This is a genomic window from Parafrigoribacterium soli (genome assembly GCF_040227235.1).
GTDB lineage: Bacteria > Actinomycetota > Actinomycetes > Actinomycetales > Microbacteriaceae > Parafrigoribacterium_A > Parafrigoribacterium_A soli.
In genome coordinates, this window is sequence record NZ_JBELNZ010000002.1 from 371,141 (window position 1) to 396,478 (window position 25,338).

General features: G+C 65.6%; 22 protein-coding genes. 9 read left to right on the forward strand and 13 right to left on the reverse strand.

The features are described from left to right. Nucleotides 1-24: 24 nt before the first annotated feature. Nucleotides 25-405 carry a DUF3040 domain-containing protein gene (locus ABUA37_RS05970; protein WP_349898217.1) on the reverse strand — a complete coding sequence of 127 codons (381 nt, stop codon included), beginning with the start codon at nucleotides 403-405 and terminating at the stop codon, nucleotides 25-27. 77 nt (nucleotides 406-482) lie between these two features. On the opposite strand from ABUA37_RS05970, the gene ABUA37_RS05975 reads away from it, so the two are divergent. Further along, nucleotides 483-1,583: a polyprenyl synthetase family protein gene (locus tag ABUA37_RS05975; protein ID WP_349898218.1), complete on the forward strand. Its 1,101-nt coding sequence runs from the start codon at nucleotides 483-485 to the stop codon at nucleotides 1,581-1,583. A gap of 30 nt (nucleotides 1,584-1,613) precedes the next feature. Here the strand turns inward: ABUA37_RS05975 and ABUA37_RS05980 are convergent, their stop codons facing one another. Beyond that, nucleotides 1,614-1,937 carry an Rv2175c family DNA-binding protein gene (locus ABUA37_RS05980; RefSeq protein ID WP_349898219.1) on the reverse strand — a complete coding sequence of 108 codons (324 nt, stop codon included), beginning with the start codon at nucleotides 1,935-1,937 and terminating at the stop codon, nucleotides 1,614-1,616. 190 nt (nucleotides 1,938-2,127) lie between these two features. Between ABUA37_RS05980 and ABUA37_RS05985 the strand changes: the two genes are divergently transcribed. Next, nucleotides 2,128-3,426, forward strand: a complete 1,299-nt coding sequence (locus ABUA37_RS05985) for a muramidase family protein (RefSeq protein WP_349898220.1) — start codon at nucleotides 2,128-2,130, stop codon at nucleotides 3,424-3,426. Between the two features lie 74 nt (nucleotides 3,427-3,500). Next, on the forward strand, nucleotides 3,501-5,468 hold the full coding sequence (gene pknB, locus ABUA37_RS05990; RefSeq protein WP_349898221.1) for a Stk1 family PASTA domain-containing Ser/Thr kinase: 1,968 nt from the start codon (nucleotides 3,501-3,503) through the stop codon (nucleotides 5,466-5,468). Here the strand turns inward: pknB and ABUA37_RS05995 are convergent. From ABUA37_RS05995 to ABUA37_RS06005, 3 genes are all read right to left on the reverse strand, one after another. After that, nucleotides 5,465-6,844 (reverse strand): class II 3-deoxy-7-phosphoheptulonate synthase, encoded by a 1,380-nt coding sequence (locus ABUA37_RS05995; protein ID WP_407075350.1) that lies wholly within the window; start codon nucleotides 6,842-6,844, stop codon nucleotides 5,465-5,467. The two genes, pknB and ABUA37_RS05995, sit on opposite strands and share 4 nt — an antisense overlap. Nucleotides 6,845-6,946: 102 nt before the next feature. Continuing rightward, the gene (locus ABUA37_RS06000) at nucleotides 6,947-7,636 is read right to left on the reverse strand and encodes a lysophospholipid acyltransferase family protein (protein ID WP_349898639.1); all 690 of its coding nucleotides are present in this window, start codon (nucleotides 7,634-7,636) and stop codon (nucleotides 6,947-6,949) included. A gap of 48 nt (nucleotides 7,637-7,684) precedes the next feature. Further along, a complete protein-coding gene (locus ABUA37_RS06005; RefSeq protein WP_349898222.1) occupies nucleotides 7,685-8,638 on the reverse strand; it encodes an ROK family glucokinase in 954 nt (317 codons plus the stop codon). A gap of 186 nt (nucleotides 8,639-8,824) precedes the next feature. Between ABUA37_RS06005 and ABUA37_RS06010 the strand changes: the two genes are divergently transcribed. After that, nucleotides 8,825-10,651 (forward strand): AMP-dependent synthetase/ligase, encoded by a 1,827-nt coding sequence (locus ABUA37_RS06010; RefSeq protein ID WP_349898223.1) that lies wholly within the window; start codon nucleotides 8,825-8,827, stop codon nucleotides 10,649-10,651. A 17-nt stretch (nucleotides 10,652-10,668) separates the two neighbouring features. Here the strand turns inward: ABUA37_RS06010 and def are convergent, their stop codons facing one another. The 3 genes from def to ABUA37_RS06025 form a co-directional block, all read right to left on the reverse strand. Beyond that, nucleotides 10,669-11,157: a peptide deformylase gene (gene def, locus ABUA37_RS06015; RefSeq protein WP_349898224.1), complete on the reverse strand. Its 489-nt coding sequence runs from the start codon at nucleotides 11,155-11,157 to the stop codon at nucleotides 10,669-10,671. Between the two features lie 20 nt (nucleotides 11,158-11,177). Then, the gene (locus ABUA37_RS06020) at nucleotides 11,178-12,443 is read right to left on the reverse strand and encodes a MinD/ParA family ATP-binding protein (RefSeq protein ID WP_349898225.1); all 1,266 of its coding nucleotides are present in this window, start codon (nucleotides 12,441-12,443) and stop codon (nucleotides 11,178-11,180) included. Nucleotides 12,444-12,603: 160 nt separating this feature from the next. Next, nucleotides 12,604-16,008: a pyruvate carboxylase gene (locus ABUA37_RS06025; protein WP_349898226.1), complete on the reverse strand. Its 3,405-nt coding sequence runs from the start codon at nucleotides 16,006-16,008 to the stop codon at nucleotides 12,604-12,606. Nucleotides 16,009-16,084: 76 nt separating this feature from the next. Between ABUA37_RS06025 and ABUA37_RS06030 the strand changes: the two genes are divergently transcribed. Next, nucleotides 16,085-16,891, forward strand: a complete 807-nt coding sequence (locus ABUA37_RS06030; RefSeq protein WP_349898227.1) for a ParA family protein — start codon at nucleotides 16,085-16,087, stop codon at nucleotides 16,889-16,891. A gap of 34 nt (nucleotides 16,892-16,925) precedes the next feature. Here the strand turns inward: ABUA37_RS06030 and ABUA37_RS06035 are convergent, their stop codons facing one another. From ABUA37_RS06035 to ABUA37_RS06050, 4 genes are all read right to left on the reverse strand, one after another. Continuing rightward, complete coding sequence (locus tag ABUA37_RS06035; protein WP_349898228.1) at nucleotides 16,926-17,474, reverse strand: MerR family transcriptional regulator; 549 nt, start codon at nucleotides 17,472-17,474, stop codon at nucleotides 16,926-16,928. A gap of 165 nt (nucleotides 17,475-17,639) precedes the next feature. Continuing rightward, nucleotides 17,640-18,341, reverse strand: a complete 702-nt coding sequence (gene ftsR, locus ABUA37_RS06040; protein WP_349898229.1) for a transcriptional regulator FtsR — start codon at nucleotides 18,339-18,341, stop codon at nucleotides 17,640-17,642. After that, nucleotides 18,341-18,817: an FHA domain-containing protein gene (locus ABUA37_RS06045; protein WP_349898230.1), complete on the reverse strand. Its 477-nt coding sequence runs from the start codon at nucleotides 18,815-18,817 to the stop codon at nucleotides 18,341-18,343. The genes ftsR and ABUA37_RS06045 overlap by 1 nt, the downstream gene beginning before the upstream one ends. Nucleotides 18,818-18,894: 77 nt before the next feature. Further along, nucleotides 18,895-20,559 (reverse strand): FAD-dependent monooxygenase, encoded by a 1,665-nt coding sequence (locus ABUA37_RS06050; protein ID WP_349898231.1) that lies wholly within the window; start codon nucleotides 20,557-20,559, stop codon nucleotides 18,895-18,897. 191 nt (nucleotides 20,560-20,750) lie between these two features. Between ABUA37_RS06050 and ABUA37_RS06055 the strand changes: the two genes are divergently transcribed. Next, nucleotides 20,751-21,746 (forward strand): AraC-like ligand-binding domain-containing protein, encoded by a 996-nt coding sequence (locus tag ABUA37_RS06055; protein WP_349898232.1) that lies wholly within the window; start codon nucleotides 20,751-20,753, stop codon nucleotides 21,744-21,746. Here ABUA37_RS06055 and ABUA37_RS06060 read toward each other — a convergent pair. Beyond that, nucleotides 21,743-22,324 (reverse strand): CDP-alcohol phosphatidyltransferase family protein, encoded by a 582-nt coding sequence (locus ABUA37_RS06060; protein ID WP_349898233.1) that lies wholly within the window; start codon nucleotides 22,322-22,324, stop codon nucleotides 21,743-21,745. The genes ABUA37_RS06055 and ABUA37_RS06060 overlap by 4 nt on opposite strands. Nucleotides 22,325-22,370: 46 nt before the next feature. On the opposite strand from ABUA37_RS06060, the gene ABUA37_RS06065 reads away from it, so the two are divergent. From ABUA37_RS06065 to ABUA37_RS06075, 3 genes are read left to right on the forward strand one after another with little or no spacing between them, the layout of a single operon-like run. After that, complete coding sequence (locus tag ABUA37_RS06065; protein WP_349898234.1) at nucleotides 22,371-23,186, forward strand: DUF1295 domain-containing protein; 816 nt, start codon at nucleotides 22,371-22,373, stop codon at nucleotides 23,184-23,186. A 51-nt stretch (nucleotides 23,187-23,237) separates the two neighbouring features. Continuing rightward, nucleotides 23,238-23,696, forward strand: coding sequence for a hypothetical protein (locus tag ABUA37_RS06070; RefSeq protein WP_349898235.1), 459 nt, complete (start codon nucleotides 23,238-23,240; stop codon nucleotides 23,694-23,696). Nucleotides 23,697-23,755: 59 nt separating this feature from the next. After that, nucleotides 23,756-25,336: an AMP-binding protein gene (locus tag ABUA37_RS06075; protein WP_349898236.1), complete on the forward strand. Its 1,581-nt coding sequence runs from the start codon at nucleotides 23,756-23,758 to the stop codon at nucleotides 25,334-25,336. Nucleotides 25,337-25,338: the final 2 nt, after the last annotated feature.

Here is a 25,338-nt window from a genome sequence, read left to right on the forward strand (position 1 = left end):
TGCGTGCTGGTCGCGACCGTCCCGCTAGTCGCGGCCGTCCTGCCGCTTCTCCCAGCGGTCGTTCATGCGCTGCATGAAGTCCGGCTTGGGCGCGCGCGAACCCGGCGTGGCGCCAGCATGCTCATCCACGGCTTCGCCGCCCCGGATGCGCGGTGCCGAGATGGCCACAAGGACACCGACAAACATGACAACGAAGCCCGCGACGCCGATGATGGGAAGGCGGATGGCAACACCGGTGACGATGGCGGCCACCCCGAGAATCCCGACCAGGATGCCGACGACGATGGTTGTGTAGTTGCGCCTGCCACCCCGTGAACTGACGGCGCCGACGAAATCTGCGTCGTTGTGATAAAGGCTCCGCTCCATCTCTTCCAAGAGGCGTTGCTCCTGCTCAGACAACGGCATGGTGACTCCTCTCGGGCTCGAGACCGTAGAACGGTAACTCCCAATTGTATGCTCCCCCGCGTGGCTAGGCTAGGCACGTGGCTGAGAGTGCGCGGTTAGTTGACTTGGTGCAGGCTGGCATCGATACCTTCCTCGATGAGCGGCAGTCCCAGCTCGGGGCGATAGCGCCTGAGCTCGCGCCGCTCGTTGACTTTTCGCGTGATTTGCTCGCGGGTGGCAAGAGGTTCAGGGCGCTGTTCTGCTACTGGGGATGGCAGTCCGTTCACGGTCTCGGCATCGGCTCGGCCGCATCCGATTTCACCGCGGTCGTCGATGCCGCAAGCGCACTCGAGATTTTTCACGCGGCGGCGCTCGTGCACGACGACATCATGGACAATTCGGACACGCGCCGAGGCAAGCCCTCCGCACACCGGCGCTTCGAGGAGCTGCATTCCTCGGCCGGCTGGTCAGGCTCGCCCGAGAGCTTCGGCCGCTCGGGTGCCCTCCTCCTCGGCGATCTCTTGCTCGACTGGAGTGACGAACTGTTCGACAACGGGCTGCGCCGGCTCTCGAACCCGGGTGCTGCCACATCGGCCCGACGCGAGTTCAACACCATGCGCACCGAGGTCACCGTCGGCCAGTACCTCGACATCGCGGAGGAGCAGTCCTGGCACACCCACGAGGAGTCAGAGCATCTGAACCGCGCGCACAAGGTGATCGTGTACAAGTCGGCCAAATACAGCGTGGAAGCCCCGCTCGTCATCGGCGCGAGCCTCGGCGGCGGCTCCCTCGGGCAGCTCGACGCCCTGCGTGGATTCGGTGTGCCGCTCGGCACCGCCTACCAATTGCGAGACGACCTGCTCGGCGTCTTCGGAGATTCGGACAAAACGGGCAAGCCTTCGGGAGACGACCTTCGCGAGGGCAAGCGCACGGTGCTCATCGCCCTCGCCCGCGCGAAGCTGCCGAACAACTCGCGACGGCTGCTCGACGAGCTGCTCGGTGACCCCGAACTCACGGCGCAGCAGGTGTCGATGCTGCAGGCGTCGATCCGGGACAGCGGGGCGGTCGAACACGTCGAGCGCATCATCGACCACAACGTGCGGCTCGCGACGAGCGCGATCGCCGAGGCTCCGCTCGCGGCCTCCGCCCGGGACGAACTGGTGCAGCTCGCGGATCGCGTGATCCGCAGGGCGGCCTGACCGCATCCGCCCGAATCGAGTGCGGCAGGCCTAAAAGCCGAGCGCCTGGGCGACCCGTCGCACTTCCGCCTTGCGGCCGGCTCGCAGAGCGTCGATGGGCGTGACGCCGAGGCTGTCTTCCTGGGTCAGCAGCCAGTGCATCGCCTGCTCGTCGTTGAAGCCGCTGTCGGCGAGCACGATGAGCGTGCCCCGCAGCTCGGGCAGCGGTTCGCCGTCTCGGAGGAACAGCTCCGGCACCTTCCATACGCCGTCGATTCTGGCCGCAAGCAGGCTGTGATCCTCGATCAGCCTGCGGATTCGGCTGACGCCTACGCCGAGCAACTCGACGAGGTCGGGGATAGTCAGCCAGCGCACTTCCGGAACGGTACTCACACGTCAAGACTGCCAGAGTGCGCGCCCGGCACAAAGACGACACGGAGCCTTTGGCGCGAATTCACTCCAGTAACACTGGCCACGATAATTGACACTGACATATATGTGTGTCAGCGTTGACGAGATGCGGCGCTGTCGCCTTCTCGGGGCCGGGAGCAAGACGGGAATACGGATGACCAGCACAACAGAACACGAAGCGCGCCACTCGGCTCGCAAAGACGGCGTAGCGCGCGATCGCGCACGCATCGTCAAGGGAATGATGAATACCATTCCCATCGTTCTGGTTGGCTCGATGGCCCTCAGCCTGAACCTCACCGCGCCCATCCAGGCGGCGACCCCGAAGCGCAACGACAAGCCGAAGACGACGCCATCCGAGCTCGCCAAGTCCATTCGCGACGCCTTCGCGGGCTCGGCCGCGTCCACCGTGAGTGCGCCCGCCGCAACGAGCGCCTCGTCCACGGCAGCGGCGAGTGCTCCCGGCACCTACCGCGTTCAGGCAGGCGACACCGTGAGCAGCATCGCCGGTAAGTACGGGCTCGCCACGGCATCCGTTCTCGCCCTCAACGGCCTCGGCTGGAAGTCGGTGATCTTCCCCGGCCAGGTGCTGAAGCTCACCAAGAGCGGCGCCGCCCCGACCCCGCCACGAGCGCAGACACCGAGCAGCGGACGCTACACAATCACCTCGGGTGACACCGTCGGCAAGATCGCCTCGAAGTTCGGCGTGAGCACGCAGGCCGTGCTGAGTGCCAACGGACTCAGCCACTCGAGCATCATCTACCCGGGCCAGACGCTCGCGATCCCGACCGTGAGTGTGGCCTCGTTCACGCCTGCGCCGGTCTCGCACGTGACACCGATCACCCCTCCGGCGGGCACGACCAACGTCACGAGCTCCTACGTGATCACGAGCGGGGACACGCTCAGCAAGATCGCGTCGAAGTTCGGCGTGACCATCCAGGCCATCCTCAATGCGAACGGGCTCGGCTGGTCGAGCATCATCTACACGGGCCGCACGCTCACCATCCCCGGTGCCGCGGTGCTCACCACCGCGACCTCCGCCCCGAGCGGGCTCACCGCCGAGATGTCGAAGAATGCGCGCACGATCCTCTCGGTGGGACGATCCCTGGGCGTGAGCGACTACGGCCTGGTGATCGCGCTCGCCGCCGCTATGCAGGAGTCGGGGCTTCGCAATCTCGACTACGGCGATCGCGACTCACTCGGACTCTTCCAGCAGCGGCCCAGTGTTGGCTGGGGCACGCCCGCGCAGATCACGAACCCGGCTCACGCCAGCAAGCTCTTCTTCGGAGGCCCGAGTAACCCGAACTTCGGCAACACGAAGGGGCTGCTCGACATCAGTGGCTGGCAGTCCATGACCGTGACGCAGGCCGCGCAGGCCGTGCAGCGTTCCGCCTACCCCGACGCCTATGCCAAGTGGGAGGCGTCTGCCTGGGTATGGCTCGACCTGCTCGGATAACAACCCTGCATCGCGTTGCCGCTCCACGGTGTTTTGAGCGCTATTGCGCAGCACGTGAACTTTAGACTTCTCCGGTGAGTAGCAACAGCACTGATCCGCTGATCGGGCGCCTGATCGATGGTCGATACCAGGTGCGCTCACGCATCGCGCGCGGCGGGATGGCGACGGTCTATCTCGCCACCGACCTGCGGCTCGAACGGCGCGTCGCGATCAAGGTCATGCACGGCCACCTCGCCGACGACAACGAATACAAGGCGCGGTTCATTCAGGAGGCTCGCTCCGCTGCCCGGCTTGCGCATCCGAACGTCGTCAATGTCTACGACCAGGGACAGGATGGCGACACCGCATACCTCGTGATGGAGTACCTGCCGGGCATCACGCTGCGGGAGCTGCTGCAGGAGCACCACGTCCTCACGACGACGCAGGCGACCGACATCATGGAGGCGATTCTCTCGGGGCTCGCGGCCGCGCATAAGAACGGCATCGTGCACCGCGACCTCAAGCCCGAAAACGTCCTGCTCGCCGACGACGGCCGCATCAAGATCGGGGACTTCGGGCTCGCGCGCGCCGCGACGGCGAACACGGCCACCGGCAACGCACTGCTCGGAACCATTGCCTACCTCTCCCCCGAACTCGTGGTTCGAGGTGTCGCCGACACGCGAAGCGACATCTACGCCGTCGGCATCATGCTCTACGAGATGCTCGCGGGCGAACAGCCATTCAAGGGCGAGCAGGCCTTCCAGATCGCCCAGCAGCACGCGAACGACACGGTGCCCACGCCGAGCAGCAAGAATCCGCGGGTGCCCATCGAGCTCGACGAACTCGTGCTGTGGGCCACCGCGCGCGACCCCGACCAGCGCCCCCGCGACGCCCGGGTGATGCTCGACCAATTGCTCGAAACCAGGGCGATCCTGCAGTCGGATGATCCGGCCACAGCGGCCACGGCCGTGCAGCGCACCATGGTGCTTCCCTCTGCCGTCGCGGCAAACAACGATGCCGAGACGCAGATCCTGCAGCCGCGATCACGCCACCGTACGGGCCCCGTACTCGCCGACAGCACGCAGGCGCTCGCAACGAAGTCCGAGAAGCGGCGCGCTCGCGGCTTCTGGATCTTCGCGCTCGTCCTCCTGCTCGCCGCCGCCGCCGGGGGCACGGGCTGGTACTTCGGTGCGGGTCCCGGCGGGCACGTGACCGTCCCCGAGCTCGCGGGCCAGACACCGGTTGCGGCGACGGCGGCGCTCAAGCAACTCGGCCTCACCGTGAATCCGAGCAACGGCTCGATCGATTCGCCGACCGTGCCGAAGGGTGCGGTGGCCGGCACGACCCCGAAGAGCGGGTCGTCCGTGGTGAAGGACAGCGAGGTCACGCTGCTCATCTCCACGGGGCCGAAACTGCTGCCGTACTCGGATCTTGCCGGTATGCCAGAGAACGACGCCATCCAGAAGATCGCGGATGACGGATTCACCTACTCCAAAGACAGCTCGACGAGGCAGTTCGATGCGAAGGTCGCGGAGGGCACCGTGCTGGCCGCTGTCGGTGCGGACGGCAAGAGCCTCGCCGGCGCGACGCAATACGGCGAGAAGCAACAGATCGGACTGGTCGTGAGTGCCGGGCCGATTCCGGATGTCGCGGGCAAGAGCTTCGACGAGGCGACCGCGATCCTCAAGCAGAAGGATCTGACCGCCGTAGCCGGCAGGCAGGACTATAGCGACACCATCCCGAAGGACATGGTCATCGGGATCGAACTGCCCACCGGCAGCGACGGCAACGCCGTGGCCGTGCACCCCGGCGACAGGGTGAACCTCACGATCTCCCGCGGCAAGGAGCAGGTGCAGGTTCCGGATGTCCGGGGGTGGACCTGGACCAAGGCCAAGCAGGCGTTGACCGAAGCGGGATTCACGATTCAGTTCAAGAACGCGCCCAGTCGGGCGGCCTCAGGGTTCCCCGACATCGCAACAGTGAGTTCCCTCGATCCCAAACCGGGCAGCACCGTTGACAAGGGGTCAACCGTCACTGTCGGTCTCGGCCTCAACGGAAGCTAGCGGGCGCCAAGCTCCTCGGCAACGAGGAATGCGAGCTCGAGCGACTGCATGTGGTTCAGGCGCGGATCGCACAGTGACTCATAGCGCGTCGCGAGTGTTGCCTCATCGATCTGCTCCGAGCCGCCGAGGCACTCGGTGACGTCGTCACCGGTGAGCTCGATGTGGATGCCGCCGGGGTAGGTTCCCGCCGCGCGGTGCGCCTCGAAGAAGCCCTTGACCTCGTCGACGACGTCATCGAACCGGCGCGTCTTGTAGCCGGTCGGGGTGGTGAGCCCGTTGCCGTGCATCGGGTCCGAGACCCACAGCGGCGTCGCATCCGTCTCTTTGATTGCTTCGAGCAGCGGCGGCAACGCATCCCGGATCTTGCCAGCGCCCATGCGCGTGATGAAGGTGAGACGCCCCGGTTCGCGATTCGGATCGAGCTTCTCGATCAGCTCGCGCATGACCTCGGGGGTCGTCGTCGGGCCGAGCTTCACGCCGATAGGGTTGCGCACCCGCGAGAAGTAGTCGATGTGCGCTCCATCGAGATCCCGCGTGCGCTCGCCCACCCAGAGGAAGTGGGCGGAGGTGTTGTACGGCGTTCCCGTGCGGGAGTCGATGCGCGTCATCGGGCGCTCGTAGTCCATGAGCAGACCCTCGTGGCCGGTGTAGAACTCGACGCGCTTGAGCTCGTCGAAGTCGGCGCCCGCCGCCTCCATGAACTTCACGGCCTTGTCGATGTGCTTGGCCATCTGCTCGTACTTGACGTTCGCAGGGTTACGCGCGAAGCCCTGGTTCCAGCTGTGCACCTGACGCAGGTCGGCGAAACCACCCTGCGTGAAGGCGCGTACGAGATTCAGCGTGGACGCAGCGGTGTGGTAGCCCTGCACCAGCCTCGCGGGGTCGGCCTCCCGGGATTCCGGAGTGAAGTCGTAGCCGTTGACGATGTCGCCCCGGTACGCGGGAAGAGTGACTCCGTCGCGCGTCTCGTTGTCGCTCGAGCGTGGCTTCGCGAACTGCCCCGCCATGCGCCCCATCTTGATGACCGGCATGGATGCCCCGTAGGTGAGGACGACGGCCATCTGCAGCACCGTCTTGACACGGTTGCGGATCTGGTCGGCCTTGGCGCCGGCGAAGGTCTCGGCGCAGTCTCCACCCTGCAGCAGGAAGGCGTGACCGCTCGCGGCCGCGGCTAGGCGCTCGCGCAGGATGTCGACCTCACCCGCGAAGACCAGCGGCGGCATGTTCGCGATCTCGGCGGATGCCGCGTGAACAGCAGTCTCGTCCGGCCACTGGGGCTGCTGCTTGATGGGAAGCGTCCGCCAATAGTCGAGCCCTGCGATCACTGCGGGATCAGCAAGCACGACAGCGTCTTCGGACGGATTAACCACGGACATTCCTCAGTGAGATCGGACACGGGCGAACGCCCGTCTGGCCAGATAGGCGGCCACTACTACCTTAACGGGCCGACGCCGGTCGCTTGACCGCCGCTGGCGGCGCTATCGACTCAGTGAGCCGACCCGTTCCTTCACCGAACTCGCATACACGTCGACGTATTCCTGCTTGCTCAACCTCGACAGTTCGTACATGATCTCGTCGGTGATCGAACGAAGGATGAAGCGGTCCCCCTCCATGCCCTGAAAGCGACTGAAGTCGAGCGGCTCCCCTATAGCGATGCCGATCCGGCGCACCTTGGGGATGCGGCGCCCCACCGGCATGACCTTCTCCGTGTCGATCATCGCGACAGGCACCACCGGAACGCTGCCCTCGAGGATCATGCGCGCAACGCCGGTGCGACCCCGATACAGCTTGCCGTCTGGGCTGCGTGTGCCCTCCGGATAGATGCCGAGCACCTCTCCCCTGGCGAGAACGCCGAGCCCAGTCTGCAGCGAGGCCTCTGAGGCCTTGCCCCCCGAGCGGTCGATGGGAATCATGCCAGCGGCCTTGAGAAAGTTCCTGATCGCCCAGCCCTTGAGGCCGCGCGCCGTGTAGTAGTCGCTCTTCGCCAGGAAGCTGATCTGGCGGTCGATCATCAACGGCAGGAACACCGAGTCGATGAAGGAGAGGTGGTTGCTCGCCATGATGACGCCACCCGTTTTCGGAATATTCGAGTGCCCGGTGACCCACGGTCGGAAGGCTGTGCGCAGAAGCGGACCGACAATCAGGTTCTTCATGAACCAGTAGAACATCGACACCCGCCTTCGGAAACGTTCTGCCAGCTTAGTGCGCCGCCGATTTCAGCGGGTCGCCGCCTCGAGATGCAGCCGCGCCAGATCTGCGGCGCCGACCACTCCCGCGTCGTTCACCAACTCGGCGATGACAAATTCCGGCTCGGGGTGGAAGCCGCGCGCAGGCAGGTTGTTCAGGTAGGCCTCGCGGATGGGATCGAGCAGCAGTTCTCCGGCCAGAGCGACACCGCCGCCGAAGACGAACAGCTGTGGGTCGAGGATCGCGCTCAGCGAGGCGCACGCCTGGCCGAGCCAGTTGCCGAGCTCGCGCAGGGCCTGCAGCGCACCCGGATCTCCCGCTTCGATGAGCACGGAGAGGTCGTGGCCGGTGAGCTTGCCGTTCTGCTCGCGCACGGTTGCGATGCCGAGGCCGATGCCGCGCACGTCCGCAATCGCGTTCGCCATGCGCAGCAGTGCTCGACCCGAACCGTACTGTTCAATGCAGCCCTTGGCTCCGCAGCCGCACGGCAGTCCGTCGGGTACGACGCGCATGTGGCCGAGCTCTGCGCCGGCACCGAAGCCACCGCGGAACAGTCGTCCGCGATTGACGATCGCGCCTCCGACGCCGGTGCCGATGGTGAGCATCGTCATGTCGTCCACGTCGCGCCCGGCACCGAAGCGGAACTCCGCCCATCCGGCGGCATTGGCGTCGTTGTCGACGGTGATCTCGAGGTCGAGGCGCGACGTCAGTCGCTCGCGCAGCGGCTCCCGGCGCCAGCTGATGTTCGGCGTGTAGTACACGATCGACTGCGTGACATCGATGAATCCCGGCGCGGCGACGCCGGCCGCGCGCACCTCGTGACCTTCGGCGAGCGACTCGATCATCGTGACCACCGCATCCACGAGGCCCTCTGAATCGCCCGCGGGAGTCACGATGCGCTGCTCGGCGACGATCTCGCCGGTCTCGCTGACCACAGCACCGGCAATCTTGGTGCCTCCGATATCGATGCCAATTGCGTGCACGGCTGAGGACCTCTTCTGGATCGGGATGGGCGCACCGACCGAGACCCGCGTCACGGATGCGCACCCACGAGTTTAGGGATGGTCGGCTCGCAAGGCCATTTGGCTTGACGCTCGAGCCCCGGGGCGCCGCACAGGCACTGCGGTTAGAGTGGAAGCAATTTCCACATCGGTGTCAAAGGAGCTGCCGTGAAACAGTACGACTCACCCCTACTCGTCGAACTCGACCCGAACGCAAACGCGACGGACCTCCTGATCGGCCGAGTGGCCAAGACGCCCGATCGCGCGCTCTTTGCCCGCCCCACCGCCGATGGCGGCTGGGAAGACGTCTCGGCGGCGGAGTTCCTGCGCCAGGTCGTCGCCCTGGCCAAGGGGTTCATCGCCTCGGGCATCGAGCCGGGCGACAAGGTCGGCATCATGTGCAAGACGCGATACGAGTGGACCCTCATCGACTTCGCGACGTGGTTCACGGGAGCCGTGCTCGTTCCGGTCTACGAGACCTCCGCGCCCGGACAGGTGCAGTGGAATCTCAGCGACTCCGGCGCCATCGCGATGATCACCGAAACGGCCGACCACTTCGCGCGATTCGATGAAGTGCGCGCCGACCTGCCGCTCATGCGTGCCTCATGGCAGATCGACCTCGGTGACCTCGACAAGCTCGTCAAGGCAGGGGTCGGGGTGAGCGACGATGAGGTCGAGCGCCGCAGGCAGTTGGCCAAGGGCAGCGACCTCGCCACACTCATCTACACCTCGGGCACGACGGGCAGGCCCAAGGGCTGCATCCTCACCCACTCGAACTTCGTTGAACTGTGCCGCAATGCCCACGCCGCGATCCCCGAGGTCGTGAACGAGGATTCGAGCACCCTGCTATTCATCACGACCGCGCACATCTTCGCGCGCTTCATCGCGGTGCTCGGTGTGGAGGGCGGTGTCAAGGTCGGCCACCAACCCGACACCAAGCTGCTGTTGCCGTCGATGGCGTCTTTCAAGCCGACATTCCTCCTCGCGGTCCCCCGCGTGTTCGAGAAGGTTTACAACTCCTCAGAGCAGAAGGCAGAGGGCGGCGGCAAGGGAAAGATCTTCCGCAAGGCCGCCGAGGTCGCCATCGCCCATTCCAAGGCGCTCGACACCGGAATCATGCCCCTGGGGCTGAAGCTCCAGTTCGCACTGTTCGACCGGCTCGTGCTCAGCAAGATCCGCACCGCGCTCGGTGGCCGGGTCAAGTACGCCGTCTCGGGTTCGGCCCCGCTCGGACTCTACCTCGGACACTTCTACCGCAGCCTCGGCCTCACCATTCTCGAGGGTTACGGCCTGACGGAGACGACGGCCCCCGTCACGGTCAATCGGCCGTCCAACTTCAAGATCGGCAAGGTCGGCCCGCCGCTGCCCGGAGTGTCCGTGCGCGTCGCGGATGACGGGGAACTGCAGGTCAAGGGCATCTGCGTGTTCGACGGTTATTGGAAGAACGATGCCGCGACGGCGGACGCCTTCGAGGACGGCTGGTTCAAGACCGGCGACGTCGGCGAGATCGACGAGGACGGGCAGGTCTCCATCACCGGGCGCAAGAAGGAGATCATCGTGACTGCCGGCGGCAAGAACGTGTCGCCGGCCGCTCTCGAAGATCCCATCCGAGCCAACGGAGTCGTCGGTCAGGTCGTCGTGGTGGGCGAGCAGAAGCCGTTCATCGGTGCGCTCATCACCCTCGACACCGAGATGCTGCCGGTCTGGCTGAACAACAACGGCGAGGATGCCACGCAGAGCCTCGAAGAGGCCGCCAGCAATCCGAAGGTGATCGCCGAGGTGCAGCGGGCGGTCGACGCCGCGAACTCCACGGTCTCCCGCGCAGAGTCGATCCGCAAGTTCGTCATCCTGCCGGTGGAGCTAACGGAGGCCAGCGGTCACCTCACGCCGAAGCTCAGCATCAAGCGCAACGTCATCCTGTCGGACTTCGCCGAGGTCATCGAGGGCATGTACGAGAGTGCCCCGGCGACGCAGGGGCACTCTCTGCTGCACTGAGCGCTGCCGCTTCGGGCCTAGAACCAGGGCGCTTCGCGAATCTGGCGCATCGCCTCGCGCTTCAATTCCTTGCTGAGCCCCTCAAGGTAGAGCTTGCCATCGAGGTGATCCGTCTCGTGTTGCAGCGCCTGCGCCATGAGGCCCGTGCCGCTCAGCTCGACGGGGTTGCCCTCGAGGTCCACTCCCGTGACCCGCGCGAAGGGATAGCGCAGCCGCTCGAAGTAAAAGCCAGGCACCGAGAGGCAGCCCTCGTCCATGAGCTCTGGCTCGCCCGAGGTCTCGACGAGCACGGGATTGATGACGTAGCCCACCTCGCCGTCGACGTTGTAGCTGAAGGCGCGCTGGTTCACGCCGATCTGGGACGCCGCGACGCCCGCTCGACCCGGGAGCTTCACCGTGTCGATGAGGTCCTCGATGAGCCCGCGCACATCGTCGTCGGCGCCAATCGGGTCGGACACGGTCTTCAACACAGGGTCACCGAAGATACGGATCTGCCGTTCGGTCATTCGTGGTGGTGCCTGTCTGTTCAGGCGCCGCGACGGACGGGAAGACCGTCGATCACCAGCGCTGCGAGTTCACGAGCCGCGTTCTTGGTCAGCGGCTTCAGGTCCTTGTAGCTGATGGCCGATCCGGCCGCAAGCTGAGGGTCGTAGGGGATGCGCACGATGTCGCGCACGCGCGACTTGAAGTGGGCCTCGATCTCTTCGAGCTTGACCAGGTTGGTACCCTGCGTCGCCGTGTTGAGCGCGACCACAGCGTTGCGCACGAGATCGCCGTATCCGTTGGCTTCGAGCCAGGTCAGGGTCTCGGATGCGAGCCGCGCCTCGTCGACGCTGCCGCCGGAGACGATCACGACGGAGTCGGCGCGCTGCAGGGTCGCCCGCATGACGGAGTGGACGATGCCGGTGCCGCAGTCGGTGAGCACGATCGAGTAGAAGCGGGCCGAGAGGTCGGCGACGACGTTGTAGTCGTTCTCGTCGAAGGCTTCAGACAGCAGCGGGTCGGTGTCTGAGGCGAGGATGTCGAGCCTCGTCTCGTCGCGCGAGACCATGGTCGTGAAGTCGCTGAAGCTCGAGATCGAGGCGGCCATCGTCACGACGTCACGCACCGTGGATCGCGTCTGCTTGTTAACCCGTTCGGACAGCGTTCCGCGGTCGGGGTTCGCGTCGATCGCGATGACCCGGTCCTCGCGCACGTCCGCCATCGCCATACCCATCAGGGCGGTCACCGTGGTCTTACCCACTCCGCCCTTGCGGGTCAGCACCGGCACGAAGCGCGCTCCGCCCTCGAACGCCTTGTCGATGCGCTGCTCGAGCGCCTTGCGCGCTCGCACCGCCGCGGAGTCGCCGAGGTTCACGGCATGGAAAGTGACGGCATAGACGAACGTGTTCCAGCGACCCTCCGGGCGAAGGCGCTTGTTCTTCCTGTCGATCAACCGGTCGGCCGTCAGCATCGCGGCGGATTCTGGGGTCGACGAGATGTCACCCCGCAGCCGTTCGCGACGGCTGTGGATCGATTCCTGCACCGGGAGTGCCGACACCGGTCGCTCGCCGGCATCCTCCTCGACGCCGTCCTCCAACTCGAGGTTGATGGCAGGAATCACCGGGATCGAGGTGGTGATGGGCGCGCCACCGCCGATGACCCCTCCCGGGTTAACCGGCACTTCGACGATCGCAACAGCAAGCTCGTCTTCTGGCGTGTCGTGCACCGTGGCGGGAAGGCTTACGTCGATGGTGAGGCTCTCGGGCAGGGTCGACGCGAGGTCGTCGGCGTCCGTGTCGAGCGCGTGCATGCTCTGGTCAGGCTGCCGCTCGAGAAGTTGGCCACGTGGGTCCAACTTCTTGCGCTTGGTGGCTACCAAAACAACACCTCTCCCTGATGTAACAACCCTCTAGTTTACCTCGACGGCCGTGAGGGCTGCAGCGGGGCATCTTTCAGCCCCGCCGCCGCGCTCAGGAGGGATCGATCTCCACGAGCAGATCGCCCGCGTCGACCTGCTGGGTCTTCGGGATCGCGAGCCGGCGAACCGTGCCCGAAACGGATGCGGTGATCGCCGCCTCCATCTTCATGGCCTCGATCGATGCGACGCTCTGCCCCGCCGTGACGGTTGCGCCCTGTTCCACCTGGAGCGTCACCACTCCGGAGAACGGAGCCGCAACGTGCCCAGGATTCGACGCATCCGCCTTCTCTGCCGCCGTGGTCTCGACGGCGATGCCGCGATCGCGCACGAACACCGGGCGCAACTGCCCGTTGAGGGTGGCCATCACGGTGCGCATGCCCTTGTCATCGGCCTCACCGATGGCCTGCAGGCCGAAGTAGAGGCTGACGCCGGTGTCGATCTCGACGATGTGCTCCGAGCCCTGCTTGAGGCCGTAGAGGTAGTCGACCGTGTCGACCACGGAGAGGTCGCCGTACTGCTCGCGCACCTTCTCGAACTGCCTTGTGGGCGCCGCGAACAGCAGTCGATTGAGCGTGGAACGCCGCGATGCAGAGTCGCCTTCCAAGGCCGCCCGGTCCTCGTCGGCGATCTCGGTCGTGCCGGTCTTCACCGTGCGGCCCGCGAGAACGCGGCTGCGGAACGGCTCCGGCCAGCCTCCGGGAGGATCGCCGAGTTCGCCGGCCATGAATCCGATGACAGAGTCTGGAATGTCGTACTTCTCCGGATGCGCCTCGAAGTCGGTCGGGTCGGCATCCGCCGCGACGAGCGCGAGCGCGAGGTCTCCCACGACCTTCGACGAAGGCGTGACCTTCGGAACCTTTCCGAGGATGCGGTTGGCCGCGGCGTAGAGATCCTCGATCTTCTCGAACTGGTCGGCCAGGCCGAGCGCGATCGCCTGCTGCCGCAGGTTGGAGAGCTGGCCGCCCGGGATCTCGTGCTTGTACACGCGGCCCGTTGGTCCGGGCAGGCCGGATTCGAAGGGCTTGTAGGCGTGACGCACGGCCTCCCAGTACGGCTCCAGGTCGGAGACCGCGGAGAGCGACAAGCCTGTGTCGCGCTCGGTGTGGGCGAGGGCTGCAACGAGAGCGGATGCCGAGGGCTGGCTCGTGGTGCCCGCCATCGGAGCGCTCGCCACGTCAACGGCGTCGGCCTCGGCCCGGCTCGCCGCGAGCAGGGTGGCCAGCTGGCCGCCGGCGGTGTCGTGGGTGTGCACGTGCACGGGCAGGTCGAATCGCTCGCGCAGCGCGGCCACGAGCTTCTCGGCCGCTCCGGCACGCAACAGGCCAGCCATGTCCTTGATGGCGAGGATGTGCGCTCCGGCATCGACGATCTGCTCCGCAAGCTTCAAGTAGTAGTCGAGGGTGTAGAGCTTCTCGTTGGGATCGAGCAGGTCGCCGGTGTAGCAGAAGGCCACCTCCGCGACCGCGCTGCCGGTTGCCAGCACCGAGTCGATGGCCGGACGCATCTGCGAGACGTCGTTGAGCGCGTCGAAGATGCGGAAGATGTCGACGCCGGTCGCCGCGGCTTCTCGCACGAATGCGTCGGTGACCTCCGTGGGGTACGGCGTGTAGCCCACGGTGTTGCGACCACGCAGCAGCATCTGGATGGCGATGTTGGGCATAGCTTCGCGCAGCGAGGCGAGCCGCTCCCACGGGTCCTCGCCGAGAAAGCGCAGCGCCACGTCGTAGGTCGCTCCGCCCCAGGCTTCGACCGAGAGGAGCTCGGGCGTGAGCCTCGCGACGTAGGGAGCTACCTCGAGCAGGTCCTTCGTGCGCACCCGGGTGGCCAGCAGCGACTGGTGTGCGTCGCGGAAGGTCGTCTCGGTGACGGCAAGCGCGGTCTGCTGGCGCAAGGCCGAGGCGAATCCGACCGGGCCGAGCTCGAGCAGTCGCTGCCGGGAGCCGGCCGGCGCCGGAACGTGGAGGTCGACATCCGGAAGCTTGAGGGCGGGCGAGATGATGCCGTCGCCATCGCCGTTCGGGTGATTCACCGTCACGTCGGCGAGCCAGTTGAGGATCTTTGTGCCGCGGTCTTTCGATGGCCTGCTGTTGACGAGGTCCGGGCGCTCCTCAATGAACGAGGTGCTGAGGTCACCGGCGACGAACGAGGGATCGTCGAGCACCGCCTGCAGGAACGGGATGTTCGTGGAGACGCCACGGATGCGGAACTCGGCGAGACCTCGCTTGGCACGTGCGACCGCCGCCGGGAAGTTGCGCCCGCGGCAGGTCATCTTGACGAGCATCGAATCGAAGTGCGGGCTGACCTGCGTGCCTGCCGCGACGGTTCCGCCGTCGAGGCGGATGCCGCCGCCGCCCGGTGAGCGGTAGGTTGTGATCTTGCCCGTGTCTGGCCTGAATCCGGCCGCCGGGTCCTCCGTGGTGATGCGGCACTGCAGCGCCGCTCCTCGCAGCACGATGTTCTCCTGGTGCAGGCCCAGCTCGGCGAGCGACTGCCCGAAGGCGATGCGCATCTGCGCCTGCACGAGGTCGATGTCGGTCACCTCTTCGGTGACGGTGTGCTCCACCTGAATGCGCGGGTTCATCTCGATGAAGACGTGCTGGCCCTTGCGCTCCCCCGCGGTGTCGAGCAGGAACTCCACGGTTCCCGCGTTGACGTAGCCGATGGACTTGGCGAAGGCGATAGCGTCGCGGTACATCGCCTGCCGGATGCTGTCGTCAAGGTTCGGCGCCGGCGCGATCTCGATGACCTTCTGGTGCCTGCGCTGCACCGAGCAGTCGCGCTCGAACAGGTGCACGGTCTCGCCGGTGGCGTCCGCCAGCACCTGCACCTCGATGTGGCGGGGGCGCACCACGGCCTGCTCGAGGAACATCGTGGGGTCGCCGAAGGCGCTGTCGGCCTCGCGCATGGCTTCTTCGAGGGCCGGGCGCAACTCCTCGAACGTGTTGACGCGGCGCATGCCTCGACCGCCACCACCCGCAACGGCCTTGGCGAAGATCGGGAAGCCGATTTCCTTCGCACCGGCGAGGAGTTCTTCGATCTCTCTGGATGCTGGCGTGGACTGCAGCACCGGAACGCCCGCGGCCCGCGCGTGCTCCTTGGCCGTGACCTTGTTGCCCGCCATCTCGAGCACGTGCTGGCCCGGGCCGATGAACGTGATGCCTGCGGCCGCCGCCGCTTCGGCGAGTTCCGGATTCTCGGAGAGGAAACCGTAGCCCGGGTAGATCGCGTCGGCGCCGCACTCGCGGGCGACCCGGATAATCTCCGCCACATCGAGGTATGCACGCACCGGATGCCCGGGCGTTCCAATCTGGTACGCCTCGTCCGCCTTCAGGCGGTGCATCGAGTTGCGATCTTCGTACGGGAACACTGCGACCGTCTGAGCACCCAGCTCGTATGCGGCGCGGAACGCCCTGATCGCGATTTCGCCACGGTTGGCTACAAGAATCTTCTTAAACATGAAACCCTTCGCTGTCGATCCGGCTCACCGCCGACGTTTAGGTGCTTTCAGACTAGTGAAGGTATCGTCGTTGCTTGTGCATGTACTCAGCGTGAGCTCCCTCAAGGGAGGAGTCGGCAAGACCACAGTCACCCTCGGCCTCGCCTCCGCTGCGTTCGCCAAGGGTCTCAGAACACTGGTCGTCGACCTCGATCCCCAGTCCGATGTCTCGACCGGCATGGACATCAACGTCGCCGGTCACCTCAATGTTGCGGACGTGCTCGCCTCGCCGAAGGAAAAGATCGTGCGAGCCGCGATCGCTCCGAGCGGGTGGACGCGCGGTCGTGCCGGCAAGATCGACGTGATGATCGGCAGTCCGTCCGCGATCAACTTCGACGGGCCGCACCCCAGCATCCGTGACATCTGGAAGCTCGAAGAGGCGCTCGCCAACGTCGAGGCCGACTATGACCTCGTGCTCATTGACTGCGCTCCATCGCTCAACGCCCTCACCAGGACCGCGTGGGCGGCGAGTGACCGGGTCACCGTCGTGACCGAACCCGGACTCTTCTCCGTCGCCGCGGCAGACCGAGCGCTCCGCGCCATCGAGGAGATCCGCCGAGGCCTCTCCCCCAGACTGCAGCCGCTCGGCATCATCGTGAACCGGCTTCGCGTGCAGTCCCTCGAGCACCAGTTCCGCATCAAGGAACTTCGTGACATGTTCGGCCCGCTCGTACTCAGCCCACAGCTACCCGAGCGAACGTCACTGCAGCAGGCCCAGGGCGCGGCGAAGCCGCTGCACGTGTGGCCGGGCGAGAGCGCACAGGAGATGGCGCGCAACTTCGACCAGCTGCTCGACCGCATCATGCGCACGGCGAGAATCGGCGACTACGCCCAGACCGACTGAGCTCCTCCGGCGACTGCTCTGGAGCGCTAGTTGCTCAGGATGCGCGGCTGGCGCGGCGAGCCGCGAGCTCGTCCATGACATCCGGTCGCTCTGAATCGAGCTCGACCAGGCTGCTCTCGACCTCGCGGAGCACCTTGCCGACGGCGATCCCGAAGACGCCCTGGCCGCGGCTGACGAGGTCGATGACCTCGTCATTGGAGGTGCACAGGTAAACGCTGGCGCCATCGCTCATGAGCGTGGTCTGGGCGAGGTCGTTCACGCCGGATTCGCGAAGCTGATTGACCGCGGTGCGAATCTGCTGGAGCGAGATCCCGGTGTCAAGCAGTCGCTTGACGAGCTTGAGCACCAGAATGTCGCGGAAGCCATAGAGTCGCTGCGAGCCGGAACCCGCCGCCCCGCGCACGGTCGGTTCGACGAGTTCGGTGCGTGCCCAGTAGTCGAGCTGACGGTAGCTGATGCCCGCGGCGCGAGCGGCGACCGCACCGCGGTAGCCCGCGGAATCGTCGAGATCGGGCAGGCCGTCGGTGAACAGCAGACCCAGGTCGTAGCGAGAATCCTCGCTACGGCTGCTTGGTTCACTCATCCACTGCCTCCCACCCTCTGGCCTGCCGCGAAAGCTCAAGTTCAACGTTCAACGTCAGGTTCATACTTCTGTCTGGATCCAAGCTACCGAGCGGCGCGAGTCGATCAGTGACATTCGCAAAACCGGGTCGGCGTGTCGGGCAAGAACTTGTCCAGCACCCTCAGCTTACGGGTCGAGCCGCGAGAGCGCAGTGCGAATCAGGCTGCCACGCACGATCTCCAGCTGCCCCGCAATTTCTCGCGCGAGTTCGCTCGCCTTGGCCCGGCTCGACGCATCTTTTCGCCGCGCGACCGGGATCAGGGCACTCTCGATGAGGCCCAGTTCTCGCTCGGCCGCCGCACGAAATCCGCGAAGGTGGCGCGGCTCGATGCCGGAGCGCTGTAGCTCGACGAGCGAGTGCAGGACGGCGAGCACCTCCTCGCCATACAGCTCGGCGGCGACGATGAGCGACGACGAGATCGCGTCGTTCAGCAGCTGCCGGGTAGCGCCGGCCTCGCGCACCAGTTCGTCGCGCTGCAGCTTGCGCTCGCTCGACAGCATGGACGGTGACGGCAGGCTTCCGCCACCGGGAAGTTCCGGCTGCCTGCCCGCATCGATCTCGTCGAGATAGCCGCGGATGACCTTGAGCGGCAGGTAATGATCGCGCTGCATCGTGAGCACGAACCGCAACCGCTCGAGATCGGCTGGCGAAAACTTGCGATATCCCGACTCCGTGCGAGCGGGACAGATCAGCTGCCGCTCCTCGAGAAATCTGAGCTTCGACGGCGTGAGGTCAGGAAACTCCGCGGTGAATCGCGCGAGCACCTGCCCGATGCTTAACAGGTTCGATGCTCCAGGCTCCGTTGCCTGGGCGTTCGAGCGTGCCACTATGAGACCGCCCCATTGGCGAGATCCGCTCGCGACGCGTAGAAGGTCAACCGGAACTTGCCGATCTGCACTTCGGCGCCATCGCCTAGAAGCGCAGTATCGATTCTCACGCCGTCGAAATAGGTTCCGTTCAGCGAGCCCAGGTCCTTGATCTCGAACGCCGTCCCGTGGCGCAGGAACTCGGTGTGGCGGCGCGAAACCGTGACGTCATCGGGAAAGATGTCGGCATCCGGATGCCTGCCCGCCGTGGTGACGTCGGCATCCAGCAGAAAACGTGCCCCGACATCCGGTCCCCGACGAACGACCAGAAGCGCGGACCCCGAGGGCAGAGCCGCTATGGCTTCCTGCTCCTCCGCCGAAACTTCCCCGTCAAGGGCCGCCAACTGAGCCTCGAACTTGCCCGTGAAGTGAGCAGTCGTGTCAGTAATTCGAGGCGCGTTCTCGGCGGCCGGATCCTGGTTTTCGGAATCAACCATCGTGAACCTCCCTTAGCGCTCCAGCGTATCGGATTCGGACGCCTCTGCTCCCCTCGAAATTTTGTTCAGACTCTGGTTTAGGCCGGGAGTGCCTCCGCAACGGCGTTCTGCGCGACGGGAGAATCGTGCCGTTCGCGGTGCAGTACCGCCGTGAGCACGTCGCTGATGGTGCGATCGGTCGCCGCGGCATCCGTGGTCGAACGCCAGGCGACGAAACCGTCTGGCCGCACGAGCACTGCGCCGGTAGAGGTCACCCCGTAGAGCGATTCAAAGCTGCCTTCCGGATCGGTGGGCCCGTCGGCCGCGCCGATCATGTGCAGGTCGACCGGGATTCCGAGGGTCGTCGCGGCCGTCGCGACCGACGGCTTCCAGCCTGCGCCACCCTTGCCGGTGAGCACGCAGAAGTTGTGTCCAAACAGATCGAGGGTGGACATCCGCTCGCCGTTGTGTTCCACGAACAGGTGCGGCGCGCGCGTACCGGGCAGGCCGGCAGCCTCGCGCGGGTCGCCGTGGAGGGCATGCTCGACGTCCTCCGAGAGGATGGACGCCGAGCGGTAGCGATAGCCGAGGTCGATAATCGCGTCACCCACCACGGGCTCGATACCGAGCACCGCACGGGAGGGTGCCGCCCGCATCACGTAGCGGGTATAGGCCTGCTCCACGGTGAACGCCGCTACCGGCCGACGCTCTGCATCGTAGGTCTCGAGCAAGTCGCTCCCGGCGCTCTCGCCGAGCACGGCCGCCAGTTTCCAGGCGAGGTTGTGGGCGTCGTGGATACCGGTGTTGCCGCCGTAACCGCCATACGGCGGCATCACATGCGCCGCGTCGCCGACGAACAGCACGCGTCCAGCCTGGAAGGTGTCGGACACCTCAGCGCTCGCCTGCCAGCGCATGACATCGTCGATCTTCACGTCGATGTCGGGGGCGCCGAGTCCCGAACGAACGAGTTCGATGCAGCGCTCGTCGGTGAGATCCGTCCAGACGTCGCTGTTCGGATTTTTCGGATCCCCGAGGCCGTGCACCGCGAGGAACCCGGACTTGTATGGCTTCTCGATGCGGAAGAATCCCTGCAGCGTGGGGTTGACCACCATGATCACACCGAGGTTGCGTCCACGCAGAAGCTCTTCGACCTCCGCGTGGAAATAGATGGTGACGCTGTTCGAGAAGACCCCGCGTCCCTTCTGCGCGATGCCGAGTTGCTCGCGGATTCCGCTGTGGGCTCCATCTGCGGCGATCATGTACTTGGCGTGCACGGTGGTGGTCTCGCCCGTCTCGCGATCGCGAATCTCGGCGGTCACCCCGCTCGCATCCTGCTCGAAGCTCACGAGTTCCGTGCCGAACAGCGTCTCGGCACCAAGTTCCCTCGCGCGGTCGCCGAGCACGGGCTCGATGGCGACCTGAGTCGCAAATAGGCGCTCCGAGGGGCTGAGGTCGCGCACTCCGTCGTTCAGTTTGGCGAGGTAATAGGCGATCTCCTCGCCCGCGAGGCTCTCGACGGCCATGATCGCCGCATCCTGGTCGAACTGCGCGCTGGATTTGACCGTGACGGACTCCTCGAGCCCGATGCTGCGCAGGATCTCCATCGAACGCTGCAGGATCAGCGCCGCCCTCGGATGCACCGCCGTACCACGGTGGCGCTCGACGACGAGCGTCGGGATGCCGTGCTGTCCGAGCAGCACGGCGGTTGTCATTCCGACGAGGCTGCCTCCGGCGATGAGCACTGGAACGTTCTTTTCAGTCATGTCTGCTCCTCTTTAGACCAGGCGTCGTTGCCTGGGACGGAAGCTTCGGGCGGCATGGTCCTCACGCTTCGCAGCCAATGTAAGACTCGCGGGGTCGGCGGCACATCAGCGTAGGATGCAGTAAGCTGTCCGCTCCGTGCACCCTTGAAAGCCGCGCGACAGCACGTCACCGCTCAACGAGGAGTGGCCACATGCGCAATGACAGCGTTCCGACCCGACTGCCTTCCGTGCGCCCTGAGGCGCCCGTCCGTCACCTGCGCGACTGGAGCTCGCTGCTGTCGAAATCGTTCATGCGATTCACCGTGGAATCAGATCGGCCCGCGCAGTTCCGCGGGTCGCTGGGCATCCGCAGCATCGCCGGAATCGACTTCATCGAGATGTCGACGGGAAGCCACGTCGCGCAGCGTGACGCCGCAAGCATCCGCAGGGATGACAGGCCCAATTACCTGCTGTGCCTTCAGGTCGCCGGAGTCGGCGAGTTCTTGCAGGACGATCGGGTCGCGGTGCTCCACCCAGGTGACATCACACTCTTCGACACGACCAGGCCGACCACCGTCATCAGCAGCGCAAACTATCGCAATCTCTGCATGAAGTTCCCCCAGCAGCTGTTCGACATCCCGCAATCGCAGATGAGTCAGCTGACCGCGACCCGCTTCGACGCGCAGGACGGGCTGACGCCGGCGGCCGGCGCAGTGCTCACCACCCTCAACCGCGTGGCGGATACCCTGCAGGGCAGGAGTCGGCAACTCGCCGCGCACAATGCCCTCGACCTGATGACCACGCTGTTCGGGAGCAGGCTGGGACTGCCCGACGGCACCCAGCGCCGCGCCAGTGCTGCGCTGCTGGAGCAGATGCTCGATTTCATCGATCGGAACCTGGCTGATCCGGATCTCTCGCCCGGAACCCTCGCGATGAACCACTACATCTCGCTGAGACGCGTGCACGGCATATTCAGCGACGCCGGTCTGACCGTGTCGGCACACATCCTGAGCCGCCGACTGGAGCGTTGCCGCCGCGACCTCACCGACCCCCGGATGCTCACCGTGGCGGTGGTGTCGATCGGTGCTCGCTGGGGCTTCAGGACCGCGTCGCACTTCGGACGCGCATTCAAGGAACGCTTCGGCCGCACTCCAGCCGAGTACCGGCTTGACGCCATGGAGCGCAGAAGCACCGTCATTCCGAGCTAGCGCCGCATTCTGATCACCCTCGCGGATTCGACCAGATAGATCACGCCAGCCCACCAATACAGGAATGCGCCCCAGAGCGCGAAGGCCCATCCGACGGGAATCGTGATCCAGGCGATGGCCGGGAAGGCCTGCCCGATCATGAGGATCGGAAGCGCGTAGAACAGGCAGAAGGTGGCGACCTTGCCGAGGTGATGCACGGGAAGCGGGCCATAGCCGAAATTCGCCATGACGACGCCGAGCGCGAGGAGCATGACATCCCGGCCGACAATGATGACCACGAGCCACCACGGGATGATGCCGCGGATGGCGAGACCGAGCAGGGTGGCAAAGATGAAGAGGCGGTCGGCAGCCGGATCGAGGAGCTGACCCAGCCGCGTGATCTGGTTGAGGCGCCGCGCCAGTACGCCGTCGAGGTAGTCGGTGATGCTCGAGACGATCAGCGTGAGCAGCGCCAGCGCGTCGTAGCCGAGGATGATGAGCACGAGAAACACCGGAACAAGGGCGAGCCTGATGAGGCTGAGCACGTTCGGAATCGTGAAGATTCTGGAGCTGACTTCGCCCCGCGTTTCGGCTCCCATAGGGGTCAAGCTTATCCAGAGCGGCCTGCGCCGATAGGATGCGCGGATGGCACCGTTGTCCGTAGTCATCAGCATCGCGATCGGCGCGTGTATCTTCGCCTGGATCGCCTCCCTCATCACCCACGAGCACTCCTGGGTCGACCGACTCTGGTCGGTGGTCCCCGTCGCATACGTGTGGGTATTCGCCGCCTTCGCCGGGCTGCAGGACGCACGGCTCGACCTCATGGCCGTGCTCGTGACGCTGTGGGGCGCGAGGCTCACCTTCAATTTCGCCAGAAAGGGCGGGTACACCGGAGTCGAGGATTACCGCTGGGCGGTGTTGCGCACGCGCATGAAGCGGTGGCAGTTCGAACTGTTCAACCTGCTGTTCATCGTGATCTACCAGAACGCAATCCTCGTGCTCATCACCCTGCCCGCGCTCACCGCGTACGAGAACCGTTCTGCATTGGGCATCGGAGATGTCCTGCTCGCGCTACTCTTCATCGCGCTGCTTGCGGGTGAGACCATCGCCGACCAGCAGCAGTGGCGGTTCCAGAGCTGGAAGGCGGCCGAGCGCACCGCGGGCCGGGAACCGCAGCCGCGCTTTCTGCAGGCCGGACTCTTTCGCGTGTGCCGGCATCCGAATTTCTTCTTCGAGCAGGCGCAGTGGTGGGTGCTGTTCTTCATGGGAGCGGTCGCCGCGGGCTCGCTGCTGCAGTGGACGGTGCTGGGTGCGGTCCTTCTCACGACACTGTTCATCGGCTCGACCAGGTTCACCGAGAGCATCACCCGCTCGCGCTACCCCGAATACGCCGACTACCAGGCGACGACTTCGGGCTTCATCCCGTGGTGGCCGCGAAGCGAGCGGCCCGTTCTCGCCTGATCTCCCGGGTGTCTTCGACTCGCCGCGGTCAGCGGGGGTAGCGTGGATGGCATGTCGTGCATCCGATTCAATACTCCAGCCCAGCGACAGGCCATGCGTGACCACGCGCCGTCCATGCTCACCGCGGAGGAGGCCGCGGCGCTGCATCCCGCTCCCCCGGTGACGGAGAGCAAGATCCGCCGGCTTCGATTGCTCGCGCAGAACAGCAATCCGAAGATTCGCGAGAGCGTCGCGAGCAGTTACAACACTCCCGAGGACCTGTTCGTGAAGCTCGCAGCCGATCCGGAGGAATCGGTGCGCTCCTGTGTGGCGCGCAACGAGGCGACACCCTGCGACGTTCTGCGATCCCTCGCCGACGACTCCTCCGAGACCGTGCGCGGCTGGATCGCCGTGAACTATTTCGTTCCGGCGGATGTCATGGAGAGACTGGCCAACGACAGCAGCGACACGGTGCGGGCGCTCGTCGGATGGAAGGCGTCGCTTGCGGAAGAGGCGATGGCGCCCAGCTGATCGGGGCCGCGAGCGGCAGCCAAGCGTACTCTGGCAACACATCATCAAAGGAGATGAACGTGTTCCGCAGCCCACTACCCGATGTCATCATTCCCGAGCTGAGCGTGTACGACGCGCTGTTTGCGTCGCTTGCTGAGGATGATCTCGATCGGATTGCACTCATCGACGGCACTTCGGGTGCCGAAACCAGCTACGGCGAACTCCGCGCTCAGATCGATGCGTGCGCCGGTGCCCTGGCCGCTCGAGGTGTTGCCGTCGGTGATGTCGTCGCACTGCACTCCCCCAACGTTCCCGCGTTCGCAACCGTGTTCCACGGGATCCTGCGCGCCGGTGCGGTTGCTACCACAGTCAATGCGCTGTACACCGCCGCGGAAATCGCGAACCAACTCAGGGACTCGGGAGCGCGGTTGTTGTTCACGGTCTCGCCCCTGCTGGCGCAGGCCCTTGAGGCTGCAACCGCGGCGGGTCTCGCTCGCACGGACGTGATCGTGCTCGATGGCGTGGAGGGGTACTCCTCCCTGCAAGATCTGCTCTCCGCGGGGCTACCGGCGCCCGAGGTCTCCTTCGACCCGGCGACGCACCTCGCGGTATTGCCGTACTCCTCCGGCACCACCGGGCATCCGAAAGGCGTGATGCTCACGCACCGCAATCTCGTCGCCAACGTCGCGCAGAGCGTGCCCAATATCGGAGTGGTCCCGAGCGATCGGGTCTTGGCCGTGCTTCCGTTCTTTCATATCTACGGCATGACCGTGCTGCTCAATCTCGCCCTCGCGCAGCGTTGCTCCCTCGTGACGATGCCGCGGTTCGACCTTGCAGACTTTTTGCGCTGCATCGCGGAGTACCGCTGTACATACGTCTTCATCGCGCCGCCGATCGCCGTGGCTCTCGCGAAGCATCCGTTGATCGACCAGTACGACCTGTCGAGCCTCGATACGGTGTTCTCCGGAGCCGCGCCACTCGACGGCGTACTCGCGCAGGCCGTGGCCGACAGGATCCACGTGCGCATGCGGCAGGGCTACGGGATGACCGAAATGAGTCCCGTGAGCCACGCCATTCCGCTCGACTGGGATGACGTGCCACTCGACTCGGTCGGCCCGGCCATCCCCAATCTCGAAAGCAAGCTCATCGATCCGCTCACGGGCGAGGAGATCGAGATTCCCGCCGAGGGCGAGAGTGCACCCGGCGAGCTGCTGTGCCGCGGTCCAAATATCATGGTCGGCTACCTCAATAACGAGAAGGCGACCGCAGAAGTACTGGAACCCGACGGATTCTTGCACACCGGCGACATCGCCACCGCGAACGCGCGCGGCGTCGTGACGATCATCGACCGACTCAAGGAGCTCATCAAATACAAGGGCTACCAGGTCGCGCCGGCCGTGCTCGAGGCGCTCCTGCTTTCGCATCCGCAGATAGCGGATGCCGCCGTGATCGGAGTGCTGGACGACGACGGCCAAGAGATTCCCAAGGCCTTCGTCGTGCTGCAGCAGGCCGCGTCGCTCAGCGACCGCGACGTAATGGACTTCGTCGCCGCCCGCGTCGCACCGCATGAGAAGGTGCGGCGGGTGGCATTCGTCGACTCCATTCCCAAGTCGTCCTCCGGCAAGATTCTGCGGAAAGATCTGCGCGCCGCCGAAGCCTGAGC

Coding starts and splice junctions, on each gene's coding strand:
- ABUA37_RS05970 (WP_349898217.1), bottom strand. CDS start 405: ATGCCGTTGTCTGAGCAGGAGCAACGCCTCTTGGAAGAGATGGAGCGG.
- ABUA37_RS05985 (WP_349898220.1), top strand. CDS start 2,128: ATGACCAGCACAACAGAACACGAAGCGCGCCACTCGGCTCGCAAAGAC.
- ABUA37_RS05995 (WP_407075350.1), bottom strand. CDS start 6,844: ATGTCCGTGGTTAATCCGTCCGAAGACGCTGTCGTGCTTGCTGATCCC.
- ABUA37_RS06000 (WP_349898639.1), bottom strand. CDS start 7,636: ATGTTCTACTGGTTCATGAAGAACCTGATTGTCGGTCCGCTTCTGCGC.
- def (WP_349898224.1), bottom strand. CDS start 11,157: ATGACCGAACGGCAGATCCGTATCTTCGGTGACCCTGTGTTGAAGACC.
- ABUA37_RS06020 (WP_349898225.1), bottom strand. CDS start 12,443: ATGCACGCGCTCGACACGGACGCCGACGACCTCGCGTCGACCCTGCCC.
- ABUA37_RS06025 (WP_349898226.1), bottom strand. CDS start 16,008: ATGTTTAAGAAGATTCTTGTAGCCAACCGTGGCGAAATCGCGATCAGG.
- ABUA37_RS06035 (WP_349898228.1), bottom strand. CDS start 17,474: ATGAGTGAACCAAGCAGCCGTAGCGAGGATTCTCGCTACGACCTGGGT.
- ABUA37_RS06045 (WP_349898230.1), bottom strand. CDS start 18,817: ATGGTTGATTCCGAAAACCAGGATCCGGCCGCCGAGAACGCGCCTCGA.
- ABUA37_RS06050 (WP_349898231.1), bottom strand. CDS start 20,559: ATGACTGAAAAGAACGTTCCAGTGCTCATCGCCGGAGGCAGCCTCGTC.
- ABUA37_RS06055 (WP_349898232.1), top strand. CDS start 20,751: ATGCGCAATGACAGCGTTCCGACCCGACTGCCTTCCGTGCGCCCTGAG.
- ABUA37_RS06060 (WP_349898233.1), bottom strand. CDS start 22,324: ATGGGAGCCGAAACGCGGGGCGAAGTCAGCTCCAGAATCTTCACGATT.
- ABUA37_RS06065 (WP_349898234.1), top strand. CDS start 22,371: ATGGCACCGTTGTCCGTAGTCATCAGCATCGCGATCGGCGCGTGTATC.
- ABUA37_RS06070 (WP_349898235.1), top strand. CDS start 23,238: ATGTCGTGCATCCGATTCAATACTCCAGCCCAGCGACAGGCCATGCGT.